At 56.4% G+C, this 12383-nt stretch carries 14 protein-coding genes; all 14 read right to left on the bottom strand.

Going from position 1 to position 12383, the window contains the following annotated elements; all coding sequences use genetic code 11:
• Positions 1-41: 41 nt before the first annotated feature.
• The 14 genes from ACVDG4_RS17375 to ACVDG4_RS17310 all read right to left on the bottom strand — a co-directional run bounded on the left by ACVDG4_RS17375 (position 42) and on the right by ACVDG4_RS17310 (position 12363).
• Positions 42-1223 carry a hemolysin family protein gene (locus ACVDG4_RS17375; RefSeq protein WP_447236039.1) on the bottom strand — a complete coding sequence of 394 codons (1182 nt, stop codon included), beginning with the start codon at positions 1221-1223 and terminating at the stop codon, positions 42-44.
• Positions 1224-1271: 48 nt separating this feature from the next.
• On the bottom strand, positions 1272-1793 hold the full coding sequence (gene ybeY / locus ACVDG4_RS17370; RefSeq protein ID WP_447236038.1) for an rRNA maturation RNase YbeY: 522 nt from the start codon (positions 1791-1793) through the stop codon (positions 1272-1274).
• Between the two features lie 10 nt (positions 1794-1803).
• The gene (locus tag ACVDG4_RS17365) at positions 1804-2862 is read right to left on the bottom strand and encodes a PhoH family protein (protein WP_447236328.1); all 1059 of its coding nucleotides are present in this window, start codon (positions 2860-2862) and stop codon (positions 1804-1806) included.
• Positions 2863-2936: 74 nt separating this feature from the next.
• Entirely contained in the window at positions 2937-4397 is a 1461-nt protein-coding gene (miaB, locus tag ACVDG4_RS17360; protein ID WP_447236037.1) for a tRNA (N6-isopentenyl adenosine(37)-C2)-methylthiotransferase MiaB, read from the bottom strand.
• Between the two features lie 125 nt (positions 4398-4522).
• Positions 4523-5389: a lyso-ornithine lipid O-acyltransferase gene (olsA, locus tag ACVDG4_RS17355; RefSeq protein ID WP_447236036.1), complete on the bottom strand. Its 867-nt coding sequence runs from the start codon at positions 5387-5389 to the stop codon at positions 4523-4525.
• The gene (locus tag ACVDG4_RS17350) at positions 5382-5831 is read right to left on the bottom strand and encodes a Fur family transcriptional regulator (protein ID WP_447236327.1); all 450 of its coding nucleotides are present in this window, start codon (positions 5829-5831) and stop codon (positions 5382-5384) included. The genes olsA and ACVDG4_RS17350 overlap by 8 nt, the downstream gene beginning before the upstream one ends.
• A 43-nt stretch (positions 5832-5874) precedes the next feature.
• Positions 5875-6363 (bottom strand): ribosomal protein S18-alanine N-acetyltransferase, encoded by a 489-nt coding sequence (rimI, locus tag ACVDG4_RS17345; protein WP_209178834.1) that lies wholly within the window; start codon positions 6361-6363, stop codon positions 5875-5877.
• Positions 6360-7037, bottom strand: coding sequence for a tRNA (adenosine(37)-N6)-threonylcarbamoyltransferase complex dimerization subunit type 1 TsaB (tsaB, locus tag ACVDG4_RS17340; protein WP_133949310.1), 678 nt, complete (start codon positions 7035-7037; stop codon positions 6360-6362). Before tsaB ends, rimI begins: the two co-directional genes overlap by 4 nt.
• A gap of 152 nt (positions 7038-7189) precedes the next feature.
• Positions 7190-7747 (bottom strand): NifU family protein, encoded by a 558-nt coding sequence (locus tag ACVDG4_RS17335; protein WP_008194306.1) that lies wholly within the window; start codon positions 7745-7747, stop codon positions 7190-7192.
• A 194-nt stretch (positions 7748-7941) separates the two neighbouring features.
• A complete protein-coding gene (locus tag ACVDG4_RS17330; RefSeq protein ID WP_040451306.1) occupies positions 7942-8436 on the bottom strand; it encodes a universal stress protein in 495 nt (164 codons plus the stop codon).
• Positions 8437-8505: 69 nt separating this feature from the next.
• Positions 8506-9810, bottom strand: a complete 1305-nt coding sequence (gene hslU / locus ACVDG4_RS17325; RefSeq protein WP_209178832.1) for an ATP-dependent protease ATPase subunit HslU — start codon at positions 9808-9810, stop codon at positions 8506-8508.
• Positions 9811-9851: 41 nt separating this feature from the next.
• Complete coding sequence (locus tag ACVDG4_RS17320) at positions 9852-10961, bottom strand: hypothetical protein (protein WP_447236035.1); 1110 nt, start codon at positions 10959-10961, stop codon at positions 9852-9854.
• 167 nt (positions 10962-11128) lie between these two features.
• Entirely contained in the window at positions 11129-11689 is a 561-nt protein-coding gene (hslV, locus tag ACVDG4_RS17315) for an ATP-dependent protease subunit HslV (protein WP_055672334.1), read from the bottom strand.
• A 98-nt stretch (positions 11690-11787) separates the two neighbouring features.
• Positions 11788-12363, bottom strand: a complete 576-nt coding sequence (locus ACVDG4_RS17310; protein ID WP_447236034.1) for an NADPH-dependent FMN reductase — start codon at positions 12361-12363, stop codon at positions 11788-11790.
• Between the last annotated feature and the right edge of the window lie 20 nt (positions 12364-12383).

Genomic DNA, 12383 nt, shown 5'->3' with positions numbered 1-12383 from the left:
AACGCCAAGCTTAGTCCATCAGGGTCCCGAGCGACCAAGTGTTAGGATGCGATTGGTCGCTGTTCTTTGTTTTCTGGCGTCTCTTGATCGGTCTCGGACGGATCAGTTTCAGGACGTTTCAAACGGCGCCTGACTTCCGGCGACCGAACTTCAGCGCGCCGACGGCGAATCTTCAAGCGTTTGATCCGTCTCGGATCTGCATCCATGACCTCAAACTCATAGCCCGGCACGTCATCCACGAGCACAAGCTCGCCGCGCACCGGCACGCGGCCAACCGTGACGTAGAGCAATCCGCCGAGCGTATCGACATCTTCGGATATCTCACCGTCGCTCAACTGTGTTCCAAGGGCCTCATCGAGATCTTCAAGCGGCAACCTTGGATCCGCGATCCAAATGCCGTCACCGGCATCTGCAAGCATCGCTTCTTCGTCTTCGTCGTGCTCATCCTCGATGTCGCCGACAACTTCTTCGACGAGATCCTCCAGTGAGACTAGACCGTCTGTGCCGCCATATTCGTCGATCACAAGCGCCATCTGGATCCGGCCAGCCTGCATTTTCGCCATCAAATCCGTTGCCGGCATGGAAGGTGGAACAAAAAGCAGGTTCCGAATGAGGTTTGCATCCCGGAGCGAAATCGACAAATCGACCGACGACAAATCGAGATCTGAGGAATTATGACCAGGTGCTGCCGCCACGATGGTCAAGCGTTCGGTGTCCCCGGACTGACCGAGCGTATCTGACCCGTTTATACTCGAATCTGCCCCTTGTTCGGCTATGAAGGCCATCAAGTCCTTGATGTGAACCATGCCGCGCGGATCGTCGAGCGTCTCCTCGTAAACCGGCATGCGGGAGTGCCCGCTGTTTCGGAACAGCTCCATAACCCGGCTAAGGCTTGTGCCTAGGTCGACCGCTTCAATGTCGGCCCTTGGGATCATGACATCATCAACACGCTTTTCGCGCAAACGGAGGATGTTCCCAAGGAGCATACGCTCCTCAGGCGAAAATGCCGTATCCCCCGCCCCTTCGCGGGCGAGTTCATCTTCCAGATTTTCACGCAAGTTGGATGTGTCGCGCCCCAAGCGGAGAAGCCGTTTGAGCGAGGAGAAGAATGCCGCAGGTTTCTGCGGCCTGGTCTGTTGCGGGTCTTCCCCGTCCTGCACCGTTCCGTGCTGGGCGGAATCCGCCTCGCCACCGGAACTGTTTGGTTCAACTGCGTTCATCATCTATCGTTTCAGGGCCCTGAAGCAACGGGTCATACCCCTACTGTCCCTTTAATCGCCATCGGCTTCAAGTGGCCGGCCAGCATAAGGATCATCAATACCCAAAACGGCCAATATGGCCGTTTCCAAGCTTTCCATCAGTTCAGCTTCGTCTTTCTCTTGATGATCATAATCGAAAAGATGAAGCAATCCATGAACAGTGAGATGGGTAAGGTGATTGTTAAATTCAATTCCCAGTTCTTCTGCTTCTTTGGCCACTGTCTCATAGCCAAAAACTATGTCGCCGAGCAGAGGTCCGTACACATCATCCTGAGGGTTGCTGCCGGGAAAGGACAACACATTGGTCGGTTTGTCCTTGTCCCGCCACTGATGATTCAGTTTGCGGATCCCCTCATCATTTGTGAAGAGCAGTGACAGCTCGGTTTCTTCCAGAACTTCCAGATCCGCGCCTTTTATTCCAGCAGCAATCGCGGTTTGCGCCAGTTTGATCAACGCGGCCTCATCCGGCCAATCACCGGCCTCAACCGCGATATCAATCAAAACCTCTTCAGGCGCATGTTTAACTTCGGTCACACAAGCCCCTTCAGGAAGCCGCTGCGCTGTTGCGCGGCCGGCGATCCTGATCTTCGCTTTCGCCTTGGCGGGCCGCAAACCGGCGTTCACGTGCCTGTGCTTCTTCGCGCGAAGCATTATCGTAAGCCGTGACAATCCGGCCGACCAACTCATGGCGAACAACATCGGTTTCGTTGAACCGGATATGTGCAACCGCAGAAATATCCGTCAACAGACCCAGAGCTTCGCGCAAACCGGATTTCTGGCCCGAGGGCAAATCGATCTGACTTGGATCGCCAGTCACGATCATCTTTGAACCTTCGCCAAGCCGAGTCAGGAACATTTTCATTTGCATCGACGTCGTGTTCTGCGCTTCGTCGAGCAAAACAACGGCGTTTGACAAAGTACGTCCGCGCATGAACGCGAGTGGCGCGACCTCGATCATTCCGGATTGCAGTCCGCGATCAACTTTTTCAGCCGGCATCATTTCATAGAGCGCGTCATAAATCGGCCGGAGATACGGGTCGACCTTGTCTTTCATTTCTCCCGGCAAGAAGCCCAGACGCTCACCGGCCTCAACTGCAGGCCGAGACAGGATCAAACGCGCCACATCGCCGCGTTCCAACAGCGCTGCCGCGTAGGCAACCGCGAGGAACGTCTTACCCGTTCCAGCCGGACCTGTGCCGAAAATCAGATCCGCCCGATCCATAGACCGGATATAGGCATCCTGTGTTGGCGTACGCGCAACAATGGTTTTCCGGCGCGTCGCGATTTGTGCAAACGCCAACCGAGATTTCGGCTCAAGGGTCGGCAACGGAAGCTGGGCTTCGTTGGCCGCTGCCATGCGCAAGGCCCCATCGACATCGCCTGGATGAATTTCCTGCCCTTGCAACAAGCGCTGATAAAGGGCTTCCAATGCCGTCCGGGCTTGGGCACAGCCGGCTTGCGACCCCTTCAGCGTCACCTGATTGCCGCGTGCAATCGCGTCCACGCCGAGGCGTTGCTCTATTAAGGCTAGGTTCTGATCGAACTGGCCAAACAGATCGCCGATCAAACGGTTATCTTCAAAAGCGAGAACGATGTGGGTCATGTCGGAAGCCGAAGCGGCTTCATCAGAAAGCCTGCGGGAAGAAGATTGGCTGTCGCGCGTCAAATGACGTCTCCTTAGGCGGCCGGGGCCGGTATGGCACCGGATCCATCAGCAGCATCTTGCCCCGCAATCAGCCGTCCGAACAGCGAATTGCTTCCGATCTCAACGATTTCCACCGCTTGTACACTGCCGATCATGGACTCTGGCGCATCCAGCTGGACCGGCTGCAACCATGGAGACTTGCCAACAAGCTGTCCCGGGTTCCGGCCCTTCTTTTCCAAAAGTACATCGCAGGTCATCCCTTTGCGGGACGCATTGAAGGCCTTTTGTTGCTCGCTCAGAAGCGTTTGGAGTTCCTGCAGGCGCGCAGATTTGACGTCTTCCGGCACCTGATCTTCCATGGTTGCTCCCGGTGTGCCGGGGCGCTGGCTGTATTTGAACGAGAAAGCGGAGCCATATTCGACACGGCGGATCAGATCCATCGTGTCTTCAAAGTCCTGATCCGTTTCGCCTGGGAAACCGACAATGAAGTCGCCGGAAAGGGCAATGTCGGGCGCAGCTTCCCGAATCCGGTCGATCAGTCGGAAATACTCATCGCGCGTGTGCTTGCGGTTCATGGCCTTCAAAATCTTGTCAGACCCGGACTGAACCGGCAGATGCAGATACGGCATCAGGCTCCTCAGCTCGCGGTGGGCTTCAATCAGATCATCGTCCATGTCACGCGGGTGGCTGGTCGTGTAGCGGAGCCGAACCAGCCCATCGATTTCCGACAAGCGGCGCAAAAGCTTACCCAACCCCCAGGTTGACCCATCCGCAGCTTCGCCGTGATAGGCATTGACGTTCTGGCCAAGCAGAGTCACCTCCCGCACACCAGAGGCTGCCATGCGCTGAGCTTCAGTAACAATCTGTTCCACGGACCGAGAGACTTCGGCACCGCGGGTATAAGGAACGACGCAGAAGGTACAGAACTTGTCGCAGCCTTCTTGAACTGTCAGGAATGCGGCCGGCGGGCGTCTCATGATCGGCTTTTCAGCCCGCGCAGATAAATGGTCAAACTTCGCGTCGATGTCGAACTCTGTTTCGACAACTTTCTGGCCTTGGCGCGCTTTGTCCAAAAGCGATGGCAGCTGATGGTAGCTCTGCGGACCAACGACCATGTCGACAATCGGCGCCCGGCGAGAGATTTCCTCGCCTTCCGCCTGCGCCACACAGCCGGCCACACCGACCATCATGTCCTTGCCGGCTTTCGCCCGTTCTTCCTTGACCTTCCGGATGCGCCCAAGCTCTGAATAGACCTTTTCAGCGGCCTTTTCCCGGATGTGGCAGGTGTTCAGAATGACCAGATCGGCCTCTTCCATGTCTTCTGTCGTGGAATAGCCCTGTGGTGCCAGCACATCGGTCATGCGCTCACTGTCATAGACATTCATCTGGCAACCGTAGGTGCGCACAAAAACCTTGCGCGTATTGTCACCTGATACGGTCTTTGTTTCCGCGGCTGCGGAGGTGTCCAGTTCTACTTCCGGGCGGCTCGTCATTCGCTCCTCATGGTCCCTTTGGGACGGACGGCATATCTCGTGGTAGTCGTGCTTTTGGGCGAGGCTCTAGCCCACACCTGTTTCTGCCCGCGTTTAATCACGTCTAAGGCAGGCCGCACCTCTATTTAGGCGCCAGCTTTAGCGGTTTTTTCTTCGTTTGAGAAGAACTCAGGAGCATCGAATTCGTCGGATTCGAACCGTTCGACCGGTTTTTGGCGCAAGGCAGCCATGGTCAGGGCGCGCACCTCCCGCTCCAACTGCAGGGTCAGAGCTTTCCGGTCCGTTGCGGGATCGACCCGAACAGGCTCTCCCCATTGGACGGCAACATCGAGAGCACCATGCTTAAAGATGCCCCAAAGATGGCCCGCAAGCTCCATATCCCCGTACCAGGCGACGTGCGGACGGTGCACACGCCCCATCGGCATTCCGAACAAGCCCTGATAGGCAATCGACAACGGCTGGACCCAAACCGTGGTGTCTTGATCATTCCCCGCGGCGCGCGTTGCAGCTCCCAAAAGAGCCGAACGGAACGGCAAAACGCAATTCCCATCGTTGGATGTACCTTCCGCAAAGAGCACCATGGCATCACCCTCTGCCATTCGGCCTGCAATCGTGTCAGCAACTTCTGCCGTTTGCGATCGCCGGGTGCGGTTGACGAAAACCGTCCGCTGAAGCTTGGCAAAGAGACCAAAGACCGGCCAGCCGGAGACTTCCGACTTAGCGATAAAGGACAGCGGCATCAAAGAACCGATAACGGTGATGTCTACCCAGGACGCATGGTTGGCGGCAATCAACAAAGGACGCTCAGCCGCCGGCTGCCCTTCCTGGTGAATGCGAATACCTACGAGGCCGGTTGCAATTTTATGCCAGAGATGAGGAAGGTGTTTCTGGATTGAGAGATTTAGCTTCACTGCAACCCATTGCAGTGGAATCAAGATCAGCGAGACGACCGTTAAAACCAGGATCGTCAAAACCGCCTTGATTTCAGCCATCCGTGCCCCCGCCCTTTTTCGAATCTATCGGAACGCCATAAAGTTCCAATCGGTGATCCACCAGCTTGTAGCCCAGCTTTTTGGCAATGAACTCCTGCAAGGCCTCAATTTCCTCGTTCCGGAACTCAATCACCTGTCCGCTGCGCAGATCAATGAGATGATCGTGATGCTCATCGGGCACAGTCTCATAACGGGAACGGCCATCGCGAAAATCATGGCGCTCAACCATTCCGGCATCTTCAAACAGTTTAACGGTGCGGTAGACCGTTGAGATCGAGATTTTCGGGTCAATCGCAACGGATCGGCGATAGAGTTCCTCGACGTCCGGATGCTCTTCTGAGGCCTGCTCGATCACTGAGGCAATCACACGGCGCTGTTCGGTCATGCGCATGCCTTTTTGGACGCAAAGTTCCGCCAGCGATAGTGTCCGCTCGTCCGTCATAAACTCCAATTGCCTTCCGGTTCCGGTTGGGTCTCAAAGCGCTCTAACCAAGATCGACGCGCATGACAAGCGCTGTCCCATCTCCTCCACTGTCGCTGTAGTACCCTTTTCGTTGGCCAACTTCCCGGAATCCAAGGGAGCGGTACAGCAAAATCGCGGCTTCATTTGCCGAATCCACTTCCAGAAACAAGCTCTTGCAGCGTTCTCCATAGAGGCGGAACAAGCCGGCCTCCATCAGCTTTTTTCCAATGCCGCGACCACGTTGGCGCGGATGTACAGCGATCGTGATCACTTCCGCTTCATCCGCGACTGTTCTGAGGATTAAAAAACCAAGTGGCCCCTGCGTTCCGTAAGGGCTGGCCCGCCGCGCGACCAGAATGGACGTTCCGGATTGCGCTTTCATACGGGCAAGCTCTTCCACGTCCCAGGCATGTTTGAATGAAGCTGCGTGGATTTCGGCGACCTTCAGCAGATCTTCGTCCAGCGCCTCTTCAACAACCGGCGGCTGGCTCCAGAACCACCAAAAACTCATTGCCGTTCAATCCTTCCCTTCGTCTGCGGCGTCGCATCCGGCGGCCGCAAATACAATGGGGAGGGAGACGCCCCTCGCGGATCCGTTATGAGACCAAGCTCGGCAACGGCCCGTATTCCCGGATACCCGCACCTGGAAATCACGCGCGTGTCTTCCGCTCCCACTGCATCGGCAACACGGTCTGCCGCCGAACCGGCAAATCTTATGTCCTCAGGCAGTGTCCTTGCAAGATCTGACAGGGTTTGGACACCGGCAAAGTCAAGTGGTTCGCCATCGTGAGAAAAAAGCTGACAATAAACTTCGTCGCCTTTTCCGGTGAGAGCGACGAGGATCGGGGGGCCATTGTCGCCGGATGCGCAGGACCGTGCGATCGCTGCCAATGTGGTAACACCGACAACCGGCTTTTCCAGAACCAGACCGAAGCCACGGGCAACGGCCAACCCGACACGAAGACCGGTGAAACTTCCCGGTCCGACGGTTACAGCAACCCGGTCGAGATCGGAAAAGGCTGTCGAGCTCTCAGCCATCACGGTTCCGATCATGTCCATGAGCTTCTCCGCATGGCCGCGGCCGATCTCTTCGCCACAGGTTTCGAAACATGCTGAGGAGGTGCCATCGTCAAGAACGGCGGCAGCGCAATTGGCCAGTGCTGTATCGATTGCCAGAACACGCATGATAACTTGCCACTACCCCGGCCGCTTCGCAGAGTCGAGCCGGGCTTTGGATCTAGGCCCAATGGGGGGCTTGAAACCCACAGAGAAATACCAGCGGGAATAAAAAGGCCCGGCAAGCAGGCCGGGCCAATAAAGCAAAGCGGCAATTCGCTTTAGATTGGACGCACTTCCTCAACTTCCGGCACAAAGTGGCGCAGAAGATTCTGGATGCCGTGCTGAAGCGTTGCGGTCGAAGATGGGCATCCAGCGCAGGCACCGCGCATTGAAAGGTAGACGATCCCTTCCTTGAAGCCCTTAAATGTGATGTCGCCGCCGTCCTGTGCGACAGCAGGACGCACACGGGTTTCGAGCAACTCTTTGATGGTCGCGACCGTTTCCTGATCGCCTTCCTCAAAGAACTCGCCTTCTTCGATGTCTTCACTTTCACCGGCATTCATGACCGGCTGACCGGACATGAACTGTTCCATGATGACACCGAGAATTGCCGGCTTCATGTGCTGCCAGTCCGTGTCATCCTTGGTTACGGTCACAAAATCATGGCCAAAGAAAACGGCGGCAACGCCCGGCACATCAAAAAGCTTCTCTGCAAGCGGCGATGCGCCAGCATCGGCCTTGGACCGGAAATCATACGTTCCTTCCGGTAGAACAACCCGTCCTGGAAGGAACTTGAGGGTTGCCGGGTTCGGTGTGGCTTCGGTTTGAATGAACATGTTTTCCGTCCTTGCGCTGTCCGCGCTGTGTCACCTGTGCGCCCAATTTGGCAAACGTGTTTGCGGCCTCTCCATCATCGCAAAACACCGATAGGATCTTCTAGCCGATCCTGCGTCAGTTTGGAACCGTTAAAAACTAGATAGGTTTGCGCCGCTGGGGATCAAGCGCCTCGGATATCTTTCCTCGCAGCAGGTCAGGCTAGAGCCGCGATGGAATCATCATCCAGATTTCCCGGAACGATGGTCACAGGGATCGGAAAGGTGCCCGCGGACTTGCCGGCGATCGAGGAAACCAACGGCCCCGGTCCATCCGCATTGGTGCTTGCTGCCAAGACGAGGATAGCGATATCGGCATCAGCTTCAATCAACTCGAGGATTTCTTCGCTCATTGTGCCCTCCCGGATAACCGTTTCCGGTTCCGTGCGTGCGACTGAGCGAACCCGTTGCGCTGCTTTTGCCAGGGTGGCTTCTGCCTCCTGGTGTGCTTCGGCACGCATAATGTCCTCAACACCCAGCCAATGCTGGAAATCCCCGCGTGCGATGATGAACAGCAATGTGACCACACCGCTTGTGCGCGCTGCCCGCTTGGCGGCATAGACAATTGCGCGATCACATTCCGGTGTGTCGTCGACCACCACCAGAAACTTCCGGCGGTGACCCTCTTCGTTACTTTTTCGAATTGCTACCATGACCGCATGCTGCCATCGGTCCCGGCAAGCCGCAAGCGGCGAATTCGCAGCCTGCGGTACCGGTTCAAATTACAGAATAAACTTCGACAGATCGACGTTCTTCGCCAGATCGCCAATGTTCTCGCGAACGAACTCTGCCGTGATTTCGACTTCTTCCCCAGACCGATCCGGTGCCGTGAAAGAGATTTCATCCAGAATCCGTTCCATGACGGTCTGCAAACGCCGCGCACCAATGTTTTCGACAGACCCGTTCAGATCCACGGCCACCGACGCGATTTCCTCAATGGAATCCTCTGTGAACGACAGTTTCAAGCCCTCAGTTTCCATCAGGGCGACATACTGTTTGATCAGGCTGGCCTCAGGCTCTGTCAGGATCGCCCGGAAATCTTCCTTGGTCAGTGCCCGCAGCTCAACCCGAATCGGTAGGCGGCCCTGCAATTCCGGCAAAAGATCCGAGGGCTTGGCAACATGGAACGCGCCGGATGCAATGAAGAGAATATGGTCGGTGCGAACAGGGCCATGTTTGGTCGACACGACCGTGCCCTCGATCAACGGTAGGAGATCGCGTTGAACGCCCTCTCGTGAAACATCACCGCCAGCGCGGCCTTCCCGGGCGCAGATCTTGTCGATCTCATCGAGAAAAACGATGCCCGAATTTTCTACAAGCGAGATTGCTTCCTCGACGATCTTGTCTTCATCCAGAAGCTTGTCGGATTCCGCATTCACCAAGAGCTGATGGGAATCGCGCACACTTGTCCGCTTCGTTTTCGTTTGGCCGCCAAACGCCTTGCCGAGCAGATCCGAGACGTTCATTACACCGACGCTCGCACCCGGCATGCCTGGCAAGTCAAAGCTTGGCATTTGTGCCTGTGCCGGCACTTCCACCTCAATTTCCTTGTCGTCCATTTCGCCGTCGCGAAGCTTGGTGCGAAAGCTCTCCCGGGTGGCCGGGCTGGCATTAGAACCAACCAGCGCATCCAGAACTCGCTCCTCCGCCAACACATGGGCCTTGGCTTTCACGGATTCCCGTTTTTCCTCGCGCACAAGGGAGATACCTGCTTCCACAAGATCACGGACGATCTGCTCAACGTCCCGGCCCACGTAGCCAACTTCGGTGAACTTGGTGGCCTCAACCTTGGTAAAGGGAGCCCGTGCCAGTTTCGCCAAACGCCGGGAGATTTCTGTTTTGCCGACACCGGTCGGGCCGATCATGAGAATGTTCTTTGGCAGAACCTCTTCGCGCATCTGACCCTCAAGCTGCTGGCGGCGCCAGCGGTTGCGTAAGGCAATGGCCACCGCCCGTTTGGCGTCCTTCTGGCCAACGATGTAGCGATCGAGTTCAGATACAATTTCACGCGGAGAAAAATCAGTCATTCAGGGGTTTCACTCGCACAAAAGTAGATGGTCATTGCCGGTTATGTGGTCGCAGGAAGGTAGCGCAGCAAGGGCTGACCTGAAAAGGGCGCCAAAAGCACGCGCCGCAACAGGCTCCAGCCGGAGCCGATAAGCAGAATAAAACCACCCAGCAACAACAGGGTTACGGCAAAGGCGGCCTCTTCCGAAACATTGGCTTCAAGGATCAAATACCCGATTGCAAACCCAAGATAGCTCATTGCGGAGACCAGAAGGGCCCGCCGGTCAACAACCAGCGCCACGATTGCCAGGATCATGAAGAGCGCAATGACAGCAATCGAGTAACCGACCGAACCCTGGCCTGAGTAGCTGGAGACCATGGCAAGAATCGAATGCACGATAAATGGTGCGGCCATCAGATGAAGCCAAAAGGCCTTGTCGGAATTCAGCGTGACGCGGGCTGGATCCTTGATATCAAAGCTCATCGCCAGGGCAAAGGTAACGAGCCCAAGAGCCAGGAAGAAACCAACGTGATACCGGTCGATCAGCCCGGGAGCCGCCATCTCGATAAGCACAGCCACGATGAACAGGCATCCACCGGTGATCCCTGCAATCCCAACTGGAACCTTAAAGCGGAGGTAAAACAGCACCGCGCCGGTAAGGGCGACCAACGAGGTGGGGATTACCAGCCAAGTTTCATAGTTTTGCCGCCAGCCACCGAGGCTCAAACCGGTCAGGTCCTGATCAACGACCAGCCCGAAACACGCCATGAAGAAAAAGGGGGTGAATGCAAGGCTGAGCAGAAAAGACGGCAGAGCCAACCGCATGCGGCGGGAGAAAAATTCCGCCAGTCCCCAAATGGACACAGCGCCAACTGCTGAGATTGCCCAAGCCGGCAACAGATTCTGCAAACCATACACCAGCCCGACCATCAGTATCCCGATCCCAAGACTGATAAAAATGTCATGGAAGCCGCGCACGAACCGCACTTCTTCGATGTCCGCGTGCGGCAATGTTTCAGCCAATGGACTGGTAACGCCGCGGCGGGTCCAGAAATCGGTGAGCCGCTCAGCCTGGTCTTCGGTCAAAATGCCCTCGGAGACGGCGGCCGCCAACCGCGCTGAATCCAGCGGGCTTTCTTTCTTAATCAATTTGTGGCTCGCCTGGCTCAAGGATCCCTCCATCCGGCATGCAAAGAAGTCTATCAATCCGAATTTTTCAAGCTCCCGCCAGCCGGTCAGCAAAGCACGGCGAAAGCACTGCAATCAGTCTTTCGATGTGACCTGATTGCTTGTGCCATGCATTGATCTGGATCGTTCAGGGAGCCTGAAAGACCTGCTTATTCGGCGGTTTCGAGGACTTCCACCGTGATGCTTTCGTTGGTGTAGACGCAGATTTCAGCGGCCACGGCCATCGCCTTGCGAGCGATCGTCTCCGCGTCGAAATCTGTGTCAGCCAAGGCACGTCCAGCTGCAAGCGCATAGTTGCCACCAGAACCGATTCCCATGATCCCGCCTTCCGGCTCCAGGACGTCGCCTGTCCCGGTCAGCACAAGGGATGTGTTCTTGTCTGCAACCAGCATCATGGCTTCCAGCTTGCGCAGATACCGGTCTGTCCGCCAATCCTTGGCCAGTTCGACACAGGCCCGCATCAACTGGCCCGGATACTGTTCAAGCTTGGATTCCAAACGCTCAAACAAGGTGAAGGCATCGGCTGTTGCCCCTGCAAATCCGGCAATCACCTCACCTTTCGCAAGCGGGCGGACCTTGCGGGCCGTGTGCTTGATAACAGTTTGTCCCAGCGATACCTGACCATCGCCCGCGATAACCACTTTGCCGCCCTTGCGGACCATCATGATGGTGGTGCCGTGCCAAACGGCAGGCTCACGCGATTCGCTCATCTAATCCTCATAACGTCTTTGGTGCGGCGCTGTATGTAAGCATCCCGCCACAGTTTGAAAAGCGACCAGAGGGAGGAGACTGCTTTCACTCGCCCCTTTCAGTGAGATAGCTCTATTCGGGTCGCGCGCAAAAGTGCATCGACCATCTTGTCGAGATTGGCGGATGCCCGCTCATCCGCGAGGTCCCCGCGGTCATTGAAGGCCGCGCTTGCCTTTGCGACGGAAACCATCTGCGGCAAGACCATTGCGCCCAGCCCAACCTCGAGGATCGTTCGCATGCCGATCAGGCCACGCATGCCTCCGAAGCCGCCAGGTGATGCCGCGCCCACAGCGAAAATCTTGCCGCGATACGCATCCCCTGGCCCTTTGACCCGGCTGATCCAGTCGAGCGCATTCTTCAAAAGCGGCGTGATTCCCGCGTTATACTCCGGGCAAGCGATAAAAACGCCGTCATGTTCGGCAAACAGCTTCTTTAGTTTTTCCGCGTTCTCCGGAACACCATCCGCCTCTTCAAGATCCCCGTCATAGATGGGCAATGGATAGTCTTTCAGCGAGATGCGCGTCACTTTCGCGTCCAGAATCGCCAGCTTCTTGGCAGCAAGAGCCGCAAGCTGGCTGTTGTAGGATCCAGCGCGTGCGGAACCGGACAAAACGAGTATTTTTGGGTTTCGCATCAAGCCCTCTCCAAAGACAT

This window comes from Roseibium sp. MB-4 (assembly GCF_053005265.1).
Note: the sequence above shows the minus strand (reverse complement) of the source record. Positions and strands in the feature narration are given on the sequence as shown.